Here is a 21,814-nt window from a genome sequence, read left to right on the forward strand (position 1 = left end):
CGGGTCAGTGCGCGAAATGGCGTGCACCGGTGAGGTACAGGGTGATCCCGGCCTCGGATGCTGCTTCGATCACCTCGTTGTCGCGGATCGAGCCACCGGGCTGCACCACGGCGCTCACGCCACCGGCGATCAGTACCTGGAGTCCGTCGGGGAACGGGAAGAACGCGTCGGAGGCGCCGACGCTACCCACCGACCGCTCCCCCGCGCGGGTCACCGCGAGATGCGCGGAGTCCACCCGGTTCACCTGTCCCATGCCCACTCCCACCGAGGCACCGTCCTTGGCGAGCAGGATCGCATTCGACTTCACCGACCGGCAAGCGCGCCAAGCGAATTCGAGGTCGGCGAGGGTGTCCGGATCGGCCGGCGCGCCGGTCGCCAGGCTCCAGTTGCCGGGATCGTCACCCGCCGCGTCGAGGATGTCGCGGTCCTGCATGAGCAGTCCACCGGAGATCGGCCGGGTTTCCACGCCACCGCGTACCGGGGGCACTGCCCGCAGAATCCGAATGTTCTTCTTGCGCTGCAACACCGACAACGCACCGTCGGCGAATCCCGGCGCGATGATCACCTCGGTGAAGATCTCGGCCACCTGCTCGGCCATCTCGACGGTGATCTCACGGTTCGCCGCGATCACCCCGCCGTAGGCGCTGACCGGGTCGCACGCATGTGCCTTGCGATGCGCCTCCCCGATGTCGGCACCCACCGCGATGCCACAGGGGTTGGCGTGCTTGATGATCGCCACGGCGGGCACGTCGAAGTCGTGCGCGCTGCGCCAGGCGGCATCGGAGTCGGTGTAGTTGTTGTAGCTCATCTCCTTGCCGTGCAACTGTTCTGCCGACGCCAGGCCGGAGGGATTCGACGTGGACAGATACAGCGCTGCCGCCTGATGGGGGTTCTCGCCGTAGCGCAGCACAGCCGACCGCTCCCACGTGGCACCCGACCATTCCGCGAACTCCGATCCGTCAGGGGCGGGCGCAATGGTCGCCGACATCCACGATGCGACGGCCACGTCGTAGTCGGCAGTGTGGCGGAAGGCCTTGGCGGCCAATTGCTGTCGCTGCGCAAGCGTGAAGCCGCCGGCGGCGACGGCGTCGGCGACCTTTTCGTAGTCCATCGGGTCGACGACCACCGCGACGCTCGGATGATTCTTGGCCGCGCCACGCACCATCGACGGACCGCCGATGTCGATCTGTTCGATGCACTCGTCGTCGGATGCCCCGGACGCCACGGTCTCGGTGAACGGATAGAGGTTCACCACGACGAGATCGAAGGCGGCCACACCGAGATCGGCGAGCTGGTCGACGTGCGACTGCTTTCGGAGGTCGGCGAGGATGCCCGCATGCACCTTGGGGTGCAGCGTCTTGACCCGCCCGTCGAGACATTCCGGGAATCCGGTGAGCTCGGACACCTCGGAGACCGGAACACCGGCAGCGGCAATGGTTTTCGCGGTGGAACCGGTGGACACCAATTCCACTCCGGCGTCGTGCAAGGCCGTCGCGAGATCGGTGAGATCGGTCTTGTCGTAGACGCTCACCAGGGCCCGGCGGATCGGTCGGCGACTGGCGTCAGCGGGGCTGGCTGCGTTCACGGAATGTGGGCCTTTCGTCCGTCGATGACAACTCCTCGGGTGACGACCTTCGCCACCACGTCGGGGAGCAGGATGCGCTCCACCGATTTGATGCGTTCGTGCAGGGAATCCTCGGTGTCACCCGGCGAGATCACCACCGGCGCCTGCGCCAGGATCGGCCCGGTGTCCACACCCGCGTCCACCAGGTGCACCGTCGCACCGGTGACCTTGACCCCGTGGGCGAGTGCGTCGGCGACACCGTGTGCGCCGGGGAACGAGGGCAGCAGCGCGGGATGTGAATTCACGATCCGTCCGCCGAATCGGGACAGAAACCCGGGTCCGAGGATCTTCATGAATCCCGCGGTGACCACCACGTCGGGGTTCACCTCGCCGACCGTCTCGGCCAGATGCGCATCCCACTCGGCGCGATCGGCGAACGCCGACAACCGGCATTCGATGAGTGGGATGTGGTGTCGCGCGGCGATGTCGGCGGCGCGACAGTCGCGGTCGACGACCACGGCCGCCACCTCGAACGGGGCGTCGGGCGCCGTCGCCCGGTCGATGATCGATTCGAGCAGGGTGCCCGTACCCGACGCCATGACGACGATCCGGCCCGGCTGCGGGGACGTACTCGCACGGCCGGGATCTGCATTCACACTTGCGAGCCTAGATGATCGGTGTCATCGGCCTGTGATCGAGCCACCGACGATCGGCGGGTCGGTGACGCGGCGTTCAAACCTTGAGTTCGTGGTGGGCGGGGTCGTGCTGCCCGTCCCCGCCGTCGTCGGCGGCGTGCTCGTCCCCACGATCGTCGTCATGGGCCTCATCCGGCCCTGCCGGGTCCTCGCCGACGTCCGACGAATATTCGTCCTCGTCGTACGCGTCGTCCTCGTCGTCCTCGTACGCGTCCTCCTCGTAGTGGACGGCCAGGCCCTCGTCGACGACCACCGGCCCGTCGTCAACGTAGTCGTCGTCGTATCCGCGGTCGTCGAACCAGTCGTCGAGGTCGGGCTCGAGGTCGACGACGCCGTGGCCGTCGCGGCGGGCGCTGCGGGTGGACGGCAGGTACCCGTAGATCAGCACGACGAGCAGCCCGACCACCGCGATCCAGCCGAAGGTGAACACGCCCATGGCGGCCACATCGACACCCGCCGAACCGAATTCACCGAGGGCGCCACCCAGCGACAAGCCGAGCACCACCATCACCGTGGCGGCCACACCGGCCGCGACCCCCACCGCGCGTGCGTGCGCGACGGGGTCGGCCGAACGGCAGCGCCAGCCGACGAATGCGGCAATCGCGGCGGGCACCACGAATCCGACGATTCCCCAGGTCCCCACGTCCCCGCCCGGCAACACGGCCAGCACCGGCAGTGGCGGAACCGCGCCACCGTGGACCCCGGTCAAGGCGACCGATGCCGATCCGACGTGGACGTGGGCGCCGACCAGCACCGCGGCCGCACCGACGATCGCGTTGGGCAGATACAACACCGACAGTCCGGTCAGGCCGAGGAATCCGTCGAAGTCGTATCCGCCGGCGATCAGTTGGCCCACCAGGTGCCAGCGCATGACGAGTCGGATCACCACCACCGCGCCACCCGCGGCCAGCAACGCCAGCGCGGCGACGACGCCGTAGCGGACACCGCGTCGATCCGCAGCGGTGAGAGCCAGCCGCGACTGGAGGTCGCGGCGCCGTGCCCAGCCGATACCGAGGGCAGCGGCCACGCCGTGCACGGCCAGGGTGCAACCGAACGCCAGCAACGCGTTGGGGCTCTGCACCTGCAGGTCCGACGACCCGTCCATCACCACGGCCAGTGACATGGCCGTGATCAGCAACGGACCGCCGACCGCCGCGCACGCGACGGCGGTCACCTCGGTAGCGGCACGGCCGCGTCGCGCAACCGATGCGGCCGAAACCGCGGTCCCCGCGGCGATGAGCAGGGTGGGTAACAGGGGCAGCACGCCGATGGTGACGCCGCTGATGGTGACCGGTACCTGGTGGACGGCCAGCCAGCAGGTCGCCAGCGCGCCCGCAATCCCCGACAGCGCACTTCCGGCGAGGAGCAACACCGCCAGCAGTCCCACAAGCAGCACGCCAAGAGTGATCACCGGTACCCCGAAGGCAACCAGGATCAATTCACGCGCGGTGCCGTCGGCGTTGGCGCGCTGCAGTCGCGAATGCCGGCGCACCTGTCGCAGGCGCGCCGCGAGATTGTCGGCAGAAGCTGATCTCAGGGAGGGCATCGTTACGAGCGTGACACGTGTGACGCGAGTTGCCCCGTAGACGCGCCGGGCGAACGCCGAGCGCCCCGCCGACTCGGGGTCGACGGGGCGCTCGGTCAGCTCAACGACAGGCTGTCAGCCGTTGCCGTGCTGGCCCGGCTTCTGGAACACCGTGGTCGTGTGCTCGGTGTGTGCACCCTCTCCGGCCGTGCCGCCGTAAGCGGGGTTCGACGGCGCCTCGGCGGGTTGCGCGCCCGATGTCGCGTCCGACGACGTCGATGCCGATGCGGTGGACGCCGACGAGGAGGGTCCGGACGGGGTCGCCGAGGCTCCCGGGGTGTACCCGTAACCCTGCTGGCCGTAGCCGGCATAGGCCGAGGGGTCGTAGCTCGGCTGCTGTGCGCCTGACTGTGCGTCGCCGTATCCGGGTGCGGGGGCCTGCGCATACGACTGTGCCGACTCGGTGGCACCGGGCTGGGCCACTGCGGACTGGGCGGCGGCCTGGGGGACGTCAACCCCTGGGGCCGACTCGGTGGCGGCGCCCGCGGCGGGCGCGACCTTGAACACCCCGAGGACCACCAGCAGCCAGAACACCGCAATCGCGGTGATGATCAGGCACAGCACCAGTTGCAAGTAGCCGATGACACCCACCTGATACTCCGACGGCAGGTACTCGGCCGAGTCGGAGGTCGCCGTCCGGATGACGTCGTCGATCTTGTCGACGGTCACGCCCGCCGCGAAAGCGGTCAACACCGGCACGAGCACCTTGTCGGAGAGCTTTGGTGCCAGCGTCAGCAAGGCGAGCGTCGCCAACGTCACCCCGGTTCCGAGGAAGTAGCTGTGCTTCCAGAATCCGAGGAGCACGTTGAGCGCACACACCGCGGCCACCGCGATCGCGAGGATGAAGCCGATGTTCGACGGCAGTCCCTGGCCGGCCGGTTTCTGGGGCGCTCCGTAGCCGTATTGGCCGTAGCCGTACTGGCCGTAGCCGGACTGACCCGGCTGCTGCCCGTACCCGTACTGGCCGTAACCCTGTCCGTAGGGTTGTTCATTGCCCTGCGCGGGCTGCTGACCATAAGAGGGCTGCTGCTGCTGAGGATAGGACTGCGGGTACGCCGCGGGGTCATAGCCCTGGGGACCGGCCTGCGGGTATCCCCCTTGCGGGGGCCCGTAGCCCTGCCCTGATCCCGGCTGCGGACCGTAGCCAGGTCCTCCCGATTGGTAGGTCATAGATCACCTTCTCCTGCGTGAACGTCGGAACCGCGCCCACCCCCGTTCGGGCAGCCCGGCAACTCTTCGCCCACGCTAGTACACGCGACCACACGTCCTACCGGGTGCGTCAATCCGCCCCGGGTGCCGACCGTTCGCCCGATCGACGGCAGTGACCCCGGGCGAACCGTGCGTTACTCTGCGGGCGCGAACGCGGCGTGGTACGCGTCGGCCTGGCCGGAGGGCATCAACTGGACGTCGAGTTCGATGTCGACCCGATCACCGATGACCACCCCGCCTGCGGACATCGGGACATTGAATTCGATCCCGTAGTCGGCTCGCGAGATCGATCCGCGCGCGCTGAATCCCGCGTGGGTCGATCCGTCGCCGGGGAACGTCTCGACGCCGAGCGCCTCGACGACCAGCACCTCCTCCCGGGTCACCCCGTTGATCGTGAGCGCACCGGCCATGTCGTATCCGTCGTCGTCGCGTGCCGAGATCGACGTCGACTCGAAGGTCATCACCGGTTCTTGTTCGACATCGAAGAAATCAGGGCCACGAAGGTGCTGGTCACGCATGGCATTGTCGGTGTTCACGCTCGCCATCTCGACAACCGCGGTCATCCGGGTGTCGGCAAGGCTCGTCCCGACCACCGCCGTCGCGTCGAATCGGGTGAACCTACCTCGCACTTTCGAGATCCCGAGGTGGCGAACCGAGAAGCGCACTGCACTGTGAGTCTTGTCGACAACCCACGTGCCGGTCGCCAACGGCATCGAGGGCATCGACATGGACGGCACCGAAACGGACATGGGAACTCCTTATATCTGGAGAGTGATGCGGCTACCTGCCACATAAACAAGACTAATAGTCTCGTTTAACGAACGCAAGACTCCGAGTCTCGTTATTCGGTAGGGTCTGAGCCATGGGACGGGGACGCACACGGGACCCGGTAGCGGCGAGTCGAATCCTCGACGCGGCGTTCACATTGATGTCCGCAGAGGGTCGCTTGTCGGTGAGCATGGACGAAATCGCGGGCCACGCCGGAGTCGGCAAACAGACCATTTACCGGTGGTGGCCCTCGCGAGGTGCGCTGGCGATCGACGCGTTGCTCCGCGCAACCCTCGACGCGACGCCCTTCCCCGACACCGGTGACACCTACGCCGACCTCGACAGTCACCTCGAGATGGTCGCCGAGATGTTCGCCTCGCCGAGCGGACGCATGATCAAGGGAATCGTCGGAGATGCCCAGCGCGACCAGCACGCAGCCGCAGACTTCGTCACGCGATTCTGGGAACCGCGTCGCACACTGTCGCGACGGTGCCTACGTCACGGGATCGCGACGGGGCAGGTCCGCAGCGACATCGACCTCGATCTCGTGCTCGACGCGATCTACGGTCCGCTGTGGGTGCGCCTGCTCATCGATCACGCCGCGATCGACATCGCCAGCGCGCATGGCGCTTTGGCGCTGATCTGGCCGTCGGTACGGGCCTTTGATGCAGGGTGAATCCGCGATCTCACCACTGATGCGCGCGACCCTGCTCCGCGAACCACGTGATGAGCGCAGGATCATCGACGGACCTCGGATCGACGTCGACGCTCGCCCGGCCGGCCAGGATCGCGGTCACCGGAACCTCGAGCTTCTTGCCCGTCCGGGTGTGTGGGATGCCGGGCGCCTCGATCACCTCGTCGGGCACGTGACGTGGCGACAATCGGGTGCGGATCTCCCGGGTGATCCGGGCACGCAGATCGTCGTCGAGTACCGCGCCCGGGGTGAGGGTGACGAACAACGGCATCCAGTAGGCGCCGCCGGGACCGTCGACACCCACCACGAACGCCTCGGCGATCTCGTCGAGACCTTCGACCACCTCGTAGATGTCGGCGGAGCCCATCCGCACGCCCTGCTTGTTCAGTGTGGCGTCGCTGCGGCCGTGGATGACGAGCGAACCGCGGCCGGTGAGCGTCACCCAGTCGCCATGGCGCCAGACCGGCGGAGTATCGGGCACGGACCATTCGTGCGCGAAATACGCCGCGCGGTAGCGCGACCCGTCGGGATCATTCCAGAAGCTCACCGGCATCGACGGCATGGGTGCGGTGATGACCATCTCGCCCACCTCGTCGATCAGCGGTCTGGTGTCGGGTGCCCAACTCTGCAGCGCCACACCCAGATAGCGCACCGACAGTTCGCCGGGTACCACCGGAACCCCCGCCGAGCCGCCGGCGAAGGCGCTGACCACGTCGGTGCCGCCGCTGATCGACGACACCGGAAGGCCCGCGGACACGTTCTGGTCGATCCAGGTGAACAGGTCGGCCGACAGCGACGAACCGGTGCTGCCGAGGGTGCGCAGCGCCGTGAGGTCATGGTCGCGTCCGGGTGCCAGCCCCGCCTTGCGTGAGGCCTGCAGTTGCCCCGGGCTGGTGCCGAAGTAGGTCACCTTCTCATCGGCGACGATCTGCCACAGCCGGTCTGCGCTCGGATACAGCGGCGACCCGCTGTAACAGACCACCTCGGCACCGCACAGCAGCCCGGCGATCTGGAAGTTCCACATCATCCAGCTCAGCGCCGTCTGCCAGAAGAACACGTCGCCCGGCGCGAGCCCCGCGTGTAGGCCGGCCGCCTTGAGGTGTTCGAGCACCACTCCCCCGTGACCGTGCACGATTCCCTTGGGCCTGCCGGTGGTGCCGGAGCTGAACAGCACCCACAGTGGATGGTCGAATGCCACCCGAACCGGCTCGGTATCGCCGTCGTCACCGCCACGGGTCACCGCGTCCGCGTACGAGATTCGCGCCACGCCCTCGCTGTGACGGGCCGGATCGCCGACGACGACGTGGGCGCGCAGCCCGTCGAGCAGGCCGGCGAGCGCATCGCTGTCGGCGACCTTGTCGATGGTCTTGCCGTTGTATCGATAGCCGTCGGCGGTGACGAGCACGGCCGGATTCAGTTGTGCCAGCCGTCCGGCCGCCCCCTCGGGCGCGTAGTCCTGTCCACAGCCCGACCAGATCGCACCCACGGTCGCGGTGCCGAGGAAGGCGACGATCGCCTCGGGCAGATCGGGCAGGTAGGCGGCCACCACGTCGCCGTCACCCACGCCCAGCGAACGCAGGGTCCGCGCGAACGACAGTGCGTCCGAACGCAGTTCGGCCCAGGTCAGAACGCGGCGCCCGCCGTCCTCGTCGATGCCGACCACCGCGGTGCGGGTGGCCGCGTCGGGTCCGATGGCGTACCGGAAAACCTGCGCGGCATAGTTCAGCGTGGTGCCGGGAAACCATTGCGCGCCGGGCATGTCCGATGACGCCAGCACGGCGCCGTCGCCGTCGGCGAGCGGCCCGCCGAGCACATCGAGATCGAAGAAGTCCCACACGGCACGCCAGAACGCAGCCGGCCGCGACACCGACCATCGCCACAACGAGTCATAGGAACCGACGTCGACGGCCTCGCGTGCGGCCACCGCGGCGGCGAATTCGTCGATGCGGTAACCGGTCCCGGTGCCGGGCGTCATCGCAGCAGCCGCAGGATCTCGACGGATTCCGCGCGCATCTGGACCTTGCGGACCTTGCCGGTCACCGTCATCGGGAACTCCTTGACCACATGTACGTAGCGCGGGATCTTGTGTCGCGCAATCCGACCCGACGCGAACTCCCGGATGTCGTCGGCGCCGAGGTCGGCCGCCCCCTCCTTCAAGCGGATCCAGGCCATCAGTTCCTCCCCGTAGCGTTCGTCGGGCACCCCGATCACCTGGGCGTCGAGAATGTCGGGATGGGTATAGAGAAACTCCTCGATCTCACGCGGATAGATGTTCTCACCACCGCGGATCACCATGTCCTTGATGCGACCGGTGATCCGCACATAACCGCCGCCGCTCCCGGCGCCGCCCGCATCCATCACGGCCAGGTCACCGGTGTGCATCCACCCGTCCGCGTCGATCGCCTCGGCGGTCTTGTCGGGCTGATTCCAGTATCCGGTCATCACGCTGTAGCCGCGGGTGCAGAACTCGCCGGTCTCCCCGCGTGGCACGGTCTCGCCGGTGACGGGATCGATCACCTTGATCTCCAGGTGCGGACCCACCCGGCCCACCGTGCCGACACGCAACTCCAGCGGGTCGTCGACCCGGGTCTGGGTGGATACCGGCGATGTCTCGGTCATGCCGTAACAGATCGACACCTCGCGCATGTGCATCCGGTCGACCACCTGACGCATCACGTGTTCGGGGCAGGGTGAGCCGGCCATGACCCCGGTGCGTAACGACGACAGGTCGACGTGGCCGTCGTCGAACTGATCGAGCAACGCCAGTTCGGCGATGAACATCGTCGGCACCCCGTACAGACTGGTGCAGCGGTGTTCGGCGACTGCCGACAGCACGGCCTCGGGGTCGAAGGTGGGTGACGGGATCACCATGGCCGCACCGTGACTGGTGGCCGCCAGGTTTCCCATCACCATGCCGAAGCAATGGTAGAAGGGCACCGGGATGCAGATGCGGTCGGCGTCGGTGTAGTCGAGCAGTTCGCCCACCAGGTAGCCGTTGTTGCCGATGTTGCGATGTGTGAGCGTGGCCCCCTTGGGGAAACCGGTGGTGCCCGAGGTGTATTGGATGTTGATCGGATCGTCGGGGCGCAGACTCGCCGCGCGTGCTGCCACCGCCGACAGTTCGTCGTCGGTCGGGTTGGTGGTCAGCTCGTCCCAGGCCGAACCGTCGAAGAGGATCACCTCACGGACGTCGGGCGCGGCCGGACGTGCGGCGTCGAGCATGCCGGCGTAGTCGGAATCCTTGTAACGCGCGGCGGCGAGTACCACGCTCGATCCCGACTGGGTGAGTACGTAGTCGAGTTCGTGCTGACGGTAGGCCGGATTGAGATTGACCAGGATCGCCCCGATCTCGGCCGTCGCGTACTGGGTGAGCACCCATTCCGGCCGGTTGGGTGCCCACAGCCCCACCCTGTCGCCGGCACTCACGTCAAGCCGCAGCAATCCGGCAGCAAGCGCGAGCACGTCGCGCCGGAACTCGCGGTAGGTCCAGGTGCGGCCGGTGGGTGCGTCGATGAGTGCGATGTTGTCGCCGAAAGCCTCGGTGGTCCTCGACAGCGTGGCGCCGATCGTCTCGGTGAGCAGCGGCGGATCCGATTCGCCTCTGGCGTATGACAGTTCGGTGGTCATCTCAGCCATGTCGATCCCTCTTCCCGGGTGGTTGCGCGGTCATGGGTTGACGGTGGGGTGCCCGTCGGTGGCGGCGGCTGCGGCACGTGTCATCACGGCCTCGGCCTGGCGTAGCACGGGACCGTCGATCATCTGACCGTCGACGCTGAACACGCCGCCGCCCGCACGCCCGGCCTCGGCAAGAATCTTTTCGGCCCAACCGATTTCGTCATCGGAAGGCCGATAACCGGCGCGGATGATCGCGACCTGGGACGGATGGATACACGCGGTGGCGGCGTATCCGAGTGCGACGGCGTCGCGCACCTCCGCGGCGAGTCCGTCGACATCGGGGATGTCGAGGTGTACCGAGTCCACGGCGAAGATCCCGGCGGCCGCCGACGAGATCCGTACCATCGATCGCGCATAGCGCGCAACGTCACGGTAGGTGCCCGGGTCCGGCTCGTCGGCGCCGAATCTGCTGGACTTGCCGCCGAGGCCGGCGACGAGATCCTCGGCGCCCCACATCAGGCCGATACAGTTGACCGCACAAGCGATCTCGTTGACCCGCACCACTCCGAGCGGGGTCTCGATCAGGGCGATGGTCTGCAGCGCGGTCGGCACGATGGTGTCGGCCGTCTCGGCCTTGGCCTGCATCACCACGCGATAGTTGGTGTCGGCGAGTGCGGCGAGATCGCGGCGGTAGTCGCCGGTGCCCGCCGGATTGATTCGGACCACGGTGCGATCCGGATCGAGTGGGTGGGCGACGAGCGCCTCGCGAGCCGCCGCCCGGTGCTGCGGCGCCACCGCATCTTCGAGGTCGAGGATCACCACATCGGCGCGGTCGGCGGCCTTCTGGAAACGTTCGGGCCGGTCGGCCGGGCAGAAGAGCATCGCGGGCCCCGGCGGAGTCCACGGGTTGGCCAATTTCGCCGGAGGTCCGGCTGACTGGGTCGGTAGCGGTCCGGCGGACATTCTCGATCAGCTCTCCTCGGGTCGTTTCCGGACCAGGGTGGCCCGCGTCGCCCGGGCGACCACCACCCCGTCCTGGTTGCGGCCGACGTGGACCAAGTTGACCACTCCTTCGCCGGGGCGGGAGCGGGATTCGCGCTTTCCGGTGCACTCGGTTTCGGCGTAGAGAGTGTCGCCGGCGAATAGCGGTGCCGGAAAAGAGATGTCGCTGAAACCGAGATTGGCCACCAGCGTGCCCTGGGTCAGTTGCGACACGGACAGCCCGACGATGGTCGACAACGTGAACATCGAGTTGATCAGCCGCTGACCGCCGAAGCCGGGCTGCGTGGCCGACCACGCCGCGTCGAGGTGCAATGCCTGGGTATTCATCGTGAGCGTGGTGAACACGACGTTGTCGGCCTCGGTCACCGTGCGGCCCGGCCGGTGTTCGTAGATGGTGTCGATGACGAACTCCTCGAACCACAGTCCGCGTTGGATCACGCGGCGGGCGGTCGCGGTCTCGTTCTCGGCGTTCACGAGAAGCCCAGTTCCCGCGCGATCAGCATCAGTTGCACCTCGGTGGTGCCCTCACCGATCTCCAGGATCTTGGAATCGCGATAGTGGCGTGCCACCGGGTACTCGTTCATGAACCCGTAGCCGCCGTGGATCTGGGTGCCCATCCGGGCGTTGTCCATCGCCGCCTCACTGGCGATCATCTTGGCGATCGAGGCCTCCTTCTTGAAAGGTTTGCCCGCCAGCATCTTTGCCGCTGCGTCGTAGTAGGCGGTGCGCGCCACGTGTGCGCGGGCCTCCATCCGGGCGATGGCGAACGCCACCGACTGGTACTCGCCGATCGGCTTGCCGAACGATTCACGCTCCTTGGCGTACGCCACGCTCTCGTCCACGCAGCCCTGCGCCGCGCCCGTGGCCAAGGCTGCGATGGCGATGCGCCCCTCGTCGAGGATCGACAGAAAGTTGGAGTAGCCGCGCCCACGCGTGCCGAGCAGGTTCTCCTTGGGTACCCGCACGTCGACGAAGGACAGCGGGTGGGTGTCGGACGCGTTCCAGCCGACCTTGTTGTAGGCGGGTTCGGCCGTGAATCCGGGCGTGTCGGAAGGCACGATGATGGTCGAGATCTCCTTGCGCCCGTTGTCTTTCACACCGGTGACCGCGGTGACCGTGACCAGGGAGGTGATGTCGGTACCCGAGTTGGTGATGAACTGTTTGGCACCGTTGATCACCCACGAATCCCCGTCGTCGCGTGCGGTGGTGGCGGTGGCACCCGCGTCGGAGCCCGCCCCCGGTTCGGTCAGTCCGAATCCGGCGAGCGCGCGACCGGAGGTGAGGTCGGGTAGCCATCGCTGCTTCTGCTCATCGCTGCCGAACTTGTGAATCGGCATGGCGCCCAGACTCACTCCCGCCTCGAGAGTGATGGCCACCGATTGGTCGACCTTGCCGAGTTCTTCCAGTGCCAGTGCCAGCGCGAAGTAGTCACCGCCCATGCCCCCGTACTCTTCGGGGAACGGCAGCCCGAACAGACCCATCTTGCCCATCTGGGAGACCACGTCGTAGGGAAAGCTGTGTTCGGCATCGTGTGTCGCCGAGACCGGGGCCACCACCGAGCGGGCGAAGTCGCGCACGGTGTGCATCAGGTCGGTGTATTCAGGGGTCAGTTCCATCTGTTCTCTCCTGCTGCGTCGGCTGGTGCGGTGTCGGCCGGGGTGATCTGGACGGGTGTGATGTGAGCAAGGCCCTGACCGGCGGAGACCTTGTCCCCCACCCGGACCGAGATCTGCGCCGTACCGTCGATCGGCGCGGTGAGGGTGTGTTCCATCTTCATCGCCTCCACCACCACCACCGCTGCGCCGGCGGTGATCTCGGCTCCGGCGGTGGCAGGTACGGCCACCACGGTCCCCGGCATCGGACTCACGATGTCACCGGCATTCTCCTCGGCGGCCTCGTCGAGCAGTGCCCTGGCCTGGTGGACGAGCCAGGTTCCCTGCGGCCCCGACACCCACCACGAGTCGACCCCCCGCACACCGTGTGCGCCGGCGTCGGCGATCGTCCAGGATTGGCTGACGCCGTCCACGACCAGACGAACCCCGGCGCTCTCGGGTTGCGTGCGCGTCGGGTCCCCACCACCGGGCAGGTAGGTCACCGATGCGTGCCAGTCGGGGGGGCCCGAGTCGTCGTCGACGCTCACCGTCACGACCGCGTCGATCCGGCCGGTGTCGGTTCCGGCGATGTCGGCGGTCACCGCGATGTGGTGGCCGCCCCAGGTGAGCCGCGTGATCACCGGCGCCCGGCCGCCGATCCGCCACCCCACGGCGCTGTGCCATACGTCCCGGCGCCACACGTCGGCGGCACCGTGTCCTACGAGTTGCCGTGCAACGCGGGCGAGTCCGACCAGGGCGAGTGCCTCGGGCGCGGGCGGCGGTGCGGTGTAGTCGGCGGCGAGCCGGTCGAGCAGTTCGGTGTCGAGGTCGGCGGCGGCCACCTGCGGCCGCGCCAGCACGTCGCGGCAGAAGTCGATGTTGGTGACCACGCCGAGCACCCGCGTCTCCGACAGTGCGTGGTCGAGCCGGTCGAGAGCCTCGGCGCGGTCGTCGCCGTAGGCGATGACCTTGGCGAGCATCGGGTCGTAGTCGCTGCTCACCACCAGGCCGCGGGCCATCGCCGAGTCGAGGCGCACTCCTGTCGCGGCCCCGGTCTCGGGGGTTGCGAGCGCGGTGATCGTGCCGCCGGTCGGCAGAAATCCCGCCGCCGGGTCCTCGGCGTATACGCGCGCCTCAACGGCGTGGCCGCGCAGCACGATGTCGTCCTGGGCGAGGTCGAGCGGTTCGCCCCGCGCCACCCGGATCTGCTGTTCGACGAGGTCGACGCCGGTCACCATCTCGGTGACCGGGTGTTCCACCTGCAGCCGCGTGTTCATCTCCATGAAGAAGAACTCGTCGGGGCGGTGCGCGGAGACGATGAACTCCACCGTGCCCGCGCCGGTGTACCCCACACTGCGGGCGGCGTCGCAGGCCGCAGCGCCGATCCGCTGCCGCGTGGCCTCGTCGAGCAGCGCCGACGGCGCCTCCTCGATCACCTTCTGGTGACGGCGCTGCAGCGAACACTCACGCTCGCCGAGGTGGATCACGGTGCCGTGGGCGTCGGCGAGCACCTGCACTTCGATGTGGCGCGGGGTGTCGACGAATCGTTCCAGGAACAGGGTGTCGTCGCCGAATGCGGACGCCGCCTCGCGCCGCGCCGTGGCCAGGGCGCCGGGCAGCGCGGCCGCATCGTCCACACGGTGCATACCCTTGCCGCCGCCGCCCGCGCTGGGCTTGATGAGCACCGGGAACCCGATGTCGGATGCGGCGTCGACGAGTTCGACGTCGGAGAGTCCGGGTCGCGAAATGCCCGGCACCACCGGCACATTCCGATCCGATACGGCGGCACGCGCGGTGATCTTGTCGCCCATGGTGGCGATCGCGGTGGCCGGTGGCCCGACGAAGATGATGCCCGCATCGGCCAGCGCCTCGGCGAAAAACCGGTTCTCCGAGAGGAATCCGTAGCCGGGATGCACGGCGTCGGCACCCGTGCGGAGCGCGGCGTCGAGCACCGCGGCGATGTCGAGGTAGCTCGCGGTGGCCGCCGCCGGACCGATGCGCACCGCGACGTCGGCGAGCCGCACGTGCTCGGCCTCGGCGTCGGGATCGGAGTAGACGGCGATGCTGCGGATGCCGAGGCGCCGCAGGGTGGCGATCACACGGCAGGCTATCTCGCCGCGGTTGGCCACCAGCACACTGCGAATCGTTTTGGACTGCACCGGATCTGGGAGATCGTCGCCGGCGTGGGAGGTGTGGGATGCGCTCGATACATCCGGGACGGTGTCGGTCACGATGGGTTCCTCACATCCGGAAGACGCCGTAGCGCACGTCGGCGAGTGGGGCGTATCGGCAGGTCTCGAGCGCCAGGCTCAGCACGGTGCGGGTGTCGGCGGGGTCGATGACGCCGTCGTCCCACAATCGCGCCGTCGAGTAGTAGGCGTCGGACTGGCGTTCGAACTGGGCACGGATCGGTTCTTTGAAGGCCTCCTCGTCGGCGCCGGGCCATTGCTCGCCGCGACGCTCGATCTGGTTGCGGCGCACCGTTGCCAGGGTTTCGGCGGCCTGCGGGCCACCCATCACCGAGATGCGGGCGTTGGGCCAGGTCCACAGGAATCGGGGCGAGTAGGCGCGTCCGCACATCGAGTAGTTGCCGGCGCCGAAGGAACCGCCGATCATCACGGTGAACTTCGGCACGCGGGCGCAGGCGACGGCGTTGACCATCTTGGCGCCGTTCTTGGCGATGCCGCCTTCCTCGTAGGCACGGCCCACCATGAAGCCGGTGATGTTCTGCAAAAACACCAACGGGATTCGGCGCTGGTCGCACAGCTCGACGAAATGCGCTCCCTTGAGGGCGGATTCGCTGAAGAGCACACCATTGTTGGCCACGATGCCCACGGGGTGTCCGCCGATGTGGGCGAACGCGGTGACCAGCGTGGTGCCGTAATTCTGTTTGAACTCACGGTAATCGCCGCCGTCGGCGAGGATGCCGATCACCTCGCGCACGTCATAGGGCGTCCTCGGGTCGGTGGGCACCACGTCGTAGAGGTCGGTCTGTGGACGCGCCGCGGGACGCGGAGCGGCCACCTCCCACTGCGCCGGCTCCCGCGGGCCCAGCGTCGCGACGATGTCGCGGACGGCGGCAAGGGCCTGCTCGTCGTTGTCCACCAGGTGATCGGTGACCCCGGAGACCGACGAGTGCATGGCGCCGCCACCGAGATCCTCTGCGGTCACGTCCTCGCCGGTGGCCGCCTTCACCAGCGGCGGTCCCGCCAGGAAGATGGTGCCCTGGTTGCGCACGATCACCGTCTCGTCGCTCATCGCGGGCACGTAGGCGCCGCCCGCGGTGGACGAGCCGAGGACCGCGGCGATCTGTGGGATGCCTGCGGCGCTCATCGTCGCCTGGTTGAAGAAGATGCGGCCGAAGTGGTCGCGGTCGGGGAACACCTCGTCCTGGGCCAGCAGCATCGCGCCACCCGAGTCGACGAGGTAGATGCACGGCAGCCGGTTGGCCGCGGCGATCTCCTGCGCGCGCAGGTGCTTCTTCACCGTCATCGGGTAGTAGGTGCCGCCCGACACGGTGGCGTCGTTGGCCACCACCATGCACTCGCGCCCGGCGATCCGGCCGACGCCGGCGATCACGCCGGCCGCGGGCACCTTGTCGTCGTACATGCCGAGTGCGGCCAGCGCGGCGACCTCCAGAAACGGTGATCCGACGTCGAGCAGCGTGTCCACCCGATCGCGCGGCAGCAGTTTGCCGCGGGCGAGGTGGCGGTTGCGCGCACGCTCGCCGCCGCCGACCGCGACACGTGCGAGCCGCTCGCGCAGGGCCGCGACGTTGGTCTCGTGCGCCTCGCGGAAGCCGGCCGGTGTCACCGCCGGCGGTGCAGTCGCCGCTGCCGGTGAAGTGGTGGACACCGCGCCCCTTTCAGTTAGCAATCATTAACTGAACGCGACACTAACCGATCCCCGACGCCGTGTCACGCCTTCGATTCATTCTCGCCCATGAGTGACGGCGATCACTATCTTTCGTAGTGTGTGAAGTGGGTCCACCACCCCTGGACCCGCCACACATGCGCGTCGGCACCACCCCTCGCCGACGCGGAACAGCAGAAGAAGGCCAGGTGAACCCATGACCCTCGCAGACGATCGAGCCGACCACCGCCCGCGCCGGCCCGGCACGACCCACCTCCCGACCAGCGACTTCACCCTCGCCGACCGCTACACACGGGAAACGGGCACGGTCCCCCTCCCCGGTATCGCGGCGCTCGTGCGCATCATCGCCGACCGCGCGCGCATCGATCGCCGCCGGAATCTGCGCACCGCGTCGTTCGTGTCGGGTTACGAGGGCTCACCGCTGGCCGGCTTCGATCTCGAACTCGCGCGACGCCACCACATCCTCGAACCCTTCGACGTGGTGCACCGGCCCGGACTCAACGAGGAGATCGCCGCGACGTCCGTGATGGGCACACAGCTGGCGCCCACGGTGAGCGAGTTGGCCGCCGACCCGAGCGGCGCACCGCGCGACGGCATCGTCGGCTACTGGTACGGCAAGGCACCCGGACTCGACCGGGCCTCCGACGCCCTGCGCCACGCCAACCTCATCGGCACACACCCCGACGGTGGTGCCGTGGCCCTGGTGGGCGACGATCCGGGCGCGAAGAGTTCCACCGTGCCGTGCACCTCGGAGATGGCGCTGGCCGACCTGTACATACCGACCCTCTACCCGGCCGACTCGCAGGACATCCTCGAGCTGGGTGTGCACGCGGCCATGATGAGCCGGGTCAGCGGACTGTGGACGTCGCTGAAGATCTCGGCGCACGTGGCCGACGGTTCGTCGACCGCCGACCTCGGCCGGGTTCACCCCGTCCACGGCGATCTCGGCCGCAGTCCACACGTGCCGAGCGGCCGGCTTCTCGGTGCCGATCTGATGGAACTCGAACAGAATCAGCTCACCATCCGGATGCCGCGGGCGCTGGCCTATGCCCGCCTCAACGGCATCAATCGCGTCACCGTGTCGAGCTCCGACGACCGGATCGGCATCGTGGCTGCCGGAAAGACCTACCTCGACATGCGTAATGCACTGCACCTCATGGGAATCGACGATGCCGAGCTGCATCGTCTCGGTATCCGCATCCTCAAGCTCGGGATGGTGTACCCGCTCGACCGCGAGATGGTGGAGCGCTTCATCACCGACACCGCGTCAGGGGACATCGACGAGGTGATCGTGATCGAGGAGAAGCGCGACTTCATCGAAACCATGATGCGCGACATGCTCTATCGGCATCCGCGCGCGCCGCGGATCGTCGGCAAGGTCCACGAGGACGGGTCGACGTTGTTCTCTCGTTTCGGCGAACTCGACGTCGACGCGGTGACGCTCGGTCTGGCCACGCGCCTCGCCCGGCACCATCACGTCGAGGCAGCGCAGGCCTGGCTCGACCGTCGCGCCGCCCGCCACACACCCACCCGCATCGATCTCCCCTTGGCGGTACGCACCCCGTACTTCTGCTCGGGATGCCCGCACAACAGTTCCACCAAGGTCGCCCCCGACACACTTGTCGGCGGCGGTATCGGTTGTCACGCAATGGTGTTGCTGATGGACCCGCACCAGGTGGGTGATATCGCCGGGGTCACCCAGATGGGCGGTGAGGGCGCCCAGTGGCTGGGCATGGCACCGTTCGTCCCCGCGCGCCACTTCGTACAGAACATCGGTGACGGCACCTTCACACATTCGGGTTCGCTCGCACTGCGAGCGGCAGTGGCCTCGGGCGAGAACATCACCTACAAGCTGCTCTACAACGGCACCGTGGCGATGACCGGCGGCCAGGACGCGGTGGGCGAATTCGGCCTGACACGTCTCACCGAACTGCTGCTGGCCGAGGGGGTCGCACGCATCGTGGTGACCTCCGACGATCCCGACCGCACCCGTACCCACACGCTGGCCCGGGGTGTCACGGTGCGCCACCGCGACGACATGCTGGACGTCCAAACCGAACTCGCGCAGATCCCCGGCGTGACCGTTCTCATCCACGATCAGCACTGCGCAGCCGAAAAACGCCGCAAGCGCAAGCGGGGACAGATGCCGACGCCGACGCAGCGGGTGATGATCAACGAACGGATCTGCGAGGGATGTGGCGACTGCGGCGAGAAGTCGAACTGTCTGTCGGTGCATCCGGTGGCCACCGAGTTCGGCCGCAAGACCCGCATCGACCAGAGTTCGTGCAACCTCGACTTCTCCTGTCTCGCCGGTGATTGCCCGTCGTTCGTCACCGTCACCCCGGGTGCGGTGCCGCAGGCACGGCGGTCCGTCGACCTGCCGGCCGAGGCGCTGCCGGACCCGCAGGGTGCCGAGACCTTCACGCGGAACACTGATTTCACGATGCGGATCACCGGGATCGGTGGCACCGGGGTGGTCACGGTGTCACAGGTGCTGGCCACCGCCGCCTTCCTCGACGGCCACGCCGCACGGACCGTCGACATGACCGGGCTCGCCCAGAAGGGCGGGGCGGTGGTCAGCGACCTCAAGGTGACCGCGACACCCACCGAACAGGCGGCCAAGGCTGCCTCCGACAGCTGCGATCTCTATCTGGCGTGCGACTCGATCGTCGGCACCGACCCGATGCACCTCAAGGTCGCCGCCGCCGATCGCACCACGGCGATCGTATCCACCACGCAGATCCCGACCGGAGCGATGGTCATCGACACCGCGGCGGGATTTCCGGCCGATTCCCGCATCCACGAACGGATCGGCACGCAGGTGGCACGGGCGGCCTACCTCGACGCGGGCGCGCTGAGCACCGAGTTGTTCGGCGACGAGCAATTCGCCAACATGCTCATGGTCGGTGCGGCGTATCAGACCGGTGCGCTACCGATCTCGGCCGCGTCGATCGAGAAGGCCGTGGAACTCAACGGTGTGGCCGTGGCGGCGAACATCGCCGCCTTTCGTCGGGGTCGCCAGGCGATCGCCGATCCCGGTGCGCTCGCGGACGCGGTGTCGGGAAGCGCGGCGGTATCGGGAAGCGCGGAGGTGTCGGGAAGCGCGGCGCCGACCGCGCCTGCGATCAGTGCGCATGCGGTTCGGGCGGTGGCGGCGCGGGGCATCGACGACACCATCGCAGGGCCGGTGGCACTGCGCTACGACGAACTCGTCGCCCACTCCGACGAGGACTATGCCCGCAGCTTCCTGGACGTGGTGGCCGACGTGCAGCAGACCACGCACTCGATCGAGCTCACCGAAGCCGTGGCGCGCAACCTGTACAAACTGATGGCCTACAAGGACGAGTACGAGGTGGCCCGCCTGACCGCCGACCCGGCGTTCGCCGCGCAGATCGCCTCGGCCTACGGTGATGATGCCCGGGTGGCGGTGCGCCTGCATCCGCCGCTGCTGCGGGCGATGGGTCGCACCAGCAAGATGGCGTTCGGCGCGAAGACCGCGCCACTGCTGTCGGGGCTGGCCCGGATGAAGCGGCTGCGGGGAACGCGGCTGGACCCGTTCGGCCACACCGAGATCCGACGCACGGAGCGCGAACTGATCGTCGAGTACCGGCGTCTGATCGAGTCGGCGCTGGCCGCATGGTCGGCGGACCGGATCGGGCCCGCTCAGTTGCCCGCACTGGTCGGCCTCGCCGCGCTACCGGACATGGTCCGCGGCTACGAGCAGATCAAGATGGCCAACGTGGCGCGCTACCGGGAGGAACTGGCGCGGCGGCGGGTGGAGTTGGGCATCTGATCTCGCTGCTACAAATGCGGTGTCAGCGACCCGCGACGACAATAGTCGGCTCGACAGGTCGCTGGCACCGCTCCCGTAGCAGCGTTCAGTCACCCATCCTGCGGGGTCCGGCACTGCAGCGCCGCGGTGGCCATCGCGGTCAACAGGGTGCGTAACCGCACTTCGTCGATGTCGGGCAGCCGGGGCGAGGAGTTCAGCAGACCGAACGTGGCGTGGACGCGGACCCTCGCCTCCGCACGGGTCAGGCCCGTCCACCCCTTCTCCGCCGCCCACTGCAGCAACACGTCCACCCACTGTTCGACATAGCGGCGCTGCAGCGACCGCACCTCGTGATTGGCCGCGGGCGTCAATGAGTGCAGGTCGCGGTCCTGCACCACGATGAGATCGGGTTTGGTGACCAGCATGTCGATGTGGAAGTGGATGAGCGCCTCGAGTGTTTGGGCGGGCGGCAGCCCCCGACCCACCACCTCGTCGCCGCCGTCGCGCAGCCGCACGCTGATGTCGATGAGCATCTGGTCGAGCAGATCGGTCTTCGACGCGAAATGCCGGTACATCGCGGGGCCACTGACGCCGACGGCCCCACCGATGTCCTCGAGTCGCACCCCGGCGAACCCACGGTCGGCCATCTGCCTGGCCGCTGCGGCCAGCATTTCGACCCGGCGCGCGGCCTTCGCTTCTCCGCGGCGGGTACGGGGTGTGGTCGACACGGCGTCGACCGGTTGATCGCGGCTGGTCATGGTGACCACGAATCTACCGTCGCCGACACGCGTTCCCGACAGAACGGGCCAGGCGCCGGGGCGCGGTCACCACCCGTCGATGTGCAGCACCTCGTCGAGCGGCCGTCGGCCTGCCGGTTTGAAGTCGGTGCCCTTCGTGTAGGCGACCGGCAGCAACACACCCTGATGCACGGTCGGCGGGATACCGAGCAACTCGGCCACCTCGCGCTCGTAGGTGAGGTGCAAGGTGGTCCACGCCGACCCCAACCCGCGGGCGCGTAGCGCCAGGGCCAGACTCCACGCGCCGGGCAGCAGCGATCCCCACACCCCGGCCTGGTTACCCTCCGGCAACTCACCTCCGGTGTAGATGGCCCCGATCACCAGCACGGGCACCTGCCCCATCACCTCGGCCAGATACGTCGAACTCGACGCGACGCGACGCGCGGTGTCGGTGGTGGCGTCACGCTGCGCGGCGTAGGCGGCGAACGAGCGCGCGTAATACGCCGCCACCTTTTCCTTGATCTCGGGATCGGTGAGCACGATCCAGTGCCACGTCTGGCTGTTGCTGCCGGTCGGCGCCTGCAGCGCCACCTCGAGGGCCTCCTTGACCACCTCGATCGGGACCGGACGGTCCAGGTCGAGACGTTTGCGCACCGACCTCGTCGTGGTGAGCAGTTGGTCGGGGTCGAGCGGTAGCAGTTCGGTCAT

General features: G+C 68.1%; 16 protein-coding genes. 2 read left to right on the forward strand and 14 right to left on the reverse strand.

All coding sequences use genetic code 11. The annotated features are described in order from the left end of the window. Positions 1-4 precede the first annotated feature (4 nt). The 5 genes from purH to ACWDTD_RS03140 form a co-directional block, all read right to left on the reverse strand. The gene (purH, locus tag ACWDTD_RS03120; protein ID WP_449745605.1) at positions 5-1,585 is read right to left on the reverse strand and encodes a bifunctional phosphoribosylaminoimidazolecarboxamide formyltransferase/IMP cyclohydrolase; all 1,581 of its coding nucleotides are present in this window, start codon (positions 1,583-1,585) and stop codon (positions 5-7) included. Continuing rightward, positions 1,582-2,163, reverse strand: coding sequence for a phosphoribosylglycinamide formyltransferase (purN, locus tag ACWDTD_RS03125; RefSeq protein ID WP_449745920.1), 582 nt, complete (start codon positions 2,161-2,163; stop codon positions 1,582-1,584). The genes purH and purN overlap by 4 nt, the downstream gene beginning before the upstream one ends. 133 nt (positions 2,164-2,296) lie before the next feature. Next, entirely contained in the window at positions 2,297-3,805 is a 1,509-nt protein-coding gene (locus tag ACWDTD_RS03130) for a cell division protein PerM (protein ID WP_449745606.1), read from the reverse strand. A gap of 114 nt (positions 3,806-3,919) precedes the next feature. Then, positions 3,920-5,014 (reverse strand): hypothetical protein, encoded by a 1,095-nt coding sequence (locus tag ACWDTD_RS03135; RefSeq protein ID WP_449745607.1) that lies wholly within the window; start codon positions 5,012-5,014, stop codon positions 3,920-3,922. A gap of 173 nt (positions 5,015-5,187) precedes the next feature. Next, positions 5,188-5,802 carry a YceI family protein gene (locus ACWDTD_RS03140; protein ID WP_449745608.1) on the reverse strand — a complete coding sequence of 205 codons (615 nt, stop codon included), beginning with the start codon at positions 5,800-5,802 and terminating at the stop codon, positions 5,188-5,190. A 113-nt stretch (positions 5,803-5,915) separates the two neighbouring features. Between ACWDTD_RS03140 and ACWDTD_RS03145 the strand changes: the two genes are divergently transcribed. After that, entirely contained in the window at positions 5,916-6,497 is a 582-nt protein-coding gene (locus ACWDTD_RS03145) for a TetR/AcrR family transcriptional regulator (protein ID WP_449745609.1), read from the forward strand. A 10-nt stretch (positions 6,498-6,507) separates the two neighbouring features. Here ACWDTD_RS03145 and ACWDTD_RS03150 read toward each other — a convergent pair whose 3' ends face one another. The 7 genes from ACWDTD_RS03150 to ACWDTD_RS03180 form a co-directional block, all read right to left on the reverse strand. Further along, positions 6,508-8,490, reverse strand: a complete 1,983-nt coding sequence (locus tag ACWDTD_RS03150; RefSeq protein WP_449745610.1) for an acetoacetate--CoA ligase — start codon at positions 8,488-8,490, stop codon at positions 6,508-6,510. After that, entirely contained in the window at positions 8,487-10,142 is a 1,656-nt protein-coding gene (locus tag ACWDTD_RS03155) for an AMP-binding protein (protein WP_449745921.1), read from the reverse strand. Before ACWDTD_RS03155 ends, ACWDTD_RS03150 begins: the two co-directional genes overlap by 4 nt. Before the next feature lie 39 nt (positions 10,143-10,181). Continuing rightward, entirely contained in the window at positions 10,182-11,093 is a 912-nt protein-coding gene (locus ACWDTD_RS03160; protein ID WP_449745611.1) for an HpcH/HpaI aldolase/citrate lyase family protein, read from the reverse strand. A 6-nt stretch (positions 11,094-11,099) separates the two neighbouring features. Beyond that, positions 11,100-11,606 carry a MaoC family dehydratase gene (locus ACWDTD_RS03165; RefSeq protein ID WP_449745612.1) on the reverse strand — a complete coding sequence of 169 codons (507 nt, stop codon included), beginning with the start codon at positions 11,604-11,606 and terminating at the stop codon, positions 11,100-11,102. Then, positions 11,603-12,748: an acyl-CoA dehydrogenase family protein gene (locus tag ACWDTD_RS03170; RefSeq protein WP_449745613.1), complete on the reverse strand. Its 1,146-nt coding sequence runs from the start codon at positions 12,746-12,748 to the stop codon at positions 11,603-11,605. The genes ACWDTD_RS03165 and ACWDTD_RS03170 overlap by 4 nt, the downstream gene beginning before the upstream one ends. Then, positions 12,739-14,883, reverse strand: a complete 2,145-nt coding sequence (locus ACWDTD_RS03175) for an acetyl/propionyl/methylcrotonyl-CoA carboxylase subunit alpha (RefSeq protein WP_449745922.1) — start codon at positions 14,881-14,883, stop codon at positions 12,739-12,741. The genes ACWDTD_RS03170 and ACWDTD_RS03175 overlap by 10 nt, the downstream gene beginning before the upstream one ends. 82 nt (positions 14,884-14,965) lie before the next feature. Beyond that, positions 14,966-16,579 (reverse strand): carboxyl transferase domain-containing protein, encoded by a 1,614-nt coding sequence (locus ACWDTD_RS03180; RefSeq protein ID WP_449745614.1) that lies wholly within the window; start codon positions 16,577-16,579, stop codon positions 14,966-14,968. Between the two features lie 214 nt (positions 16,580-16,793). On the opposite strand from ACWDTD_RS03180, the gene ACWDTD_RS03185 reads away from it, so the two are divergent. Beyond that, complete coding sequence (locus ACWDTD_RS03185; protein ID WP_449745615.1) at positions 16,794-20,390, forward strand: indolepyruvate ferredoxin oxidoreductase family protein; 3,597 nt, start codon at positions 16,794-16,796, stop codon at positions 20,388-20,390. An 89-nt stretch (positions 20,391-20,479) separates the two neighbouring features. On the opposite strand, the gene ACWDTD_RS03190 is transcribed toward ACWDTD_RS03185, so the two are convergent. Together ACWDTD_RS03190 and ACWDTD_RS03195 are read right to left on the reverse strand one after the other, a co-directional pair. Then, positions 20,480-21,127 (reverse strand): TetR/AcrR family transcriptional regulator, encoded by a 648-nt coding sequence (locus tag ACWDTD_RS03190; RefSeq protein WP_449745616.1) that lies wholly within the window; start codon positions 21,125-21,127, stop codon positions 20,480-20,482. A 66-nt stretch (positions 21,128-21,193) separates the two neighbouring features. After that, a complete protein-coding gene (locus ACWDTD_RS03195; RefSeq protein ID WP_449745617.1) occupies positions 21,194-21,814 on the reverse strand; it encodes a nitroreductase family protein in 621 nt (206 codons plus the stop codon).

This window comes from Gordonia sp. NPDC003425 (genome assembly GCF_053588635.1).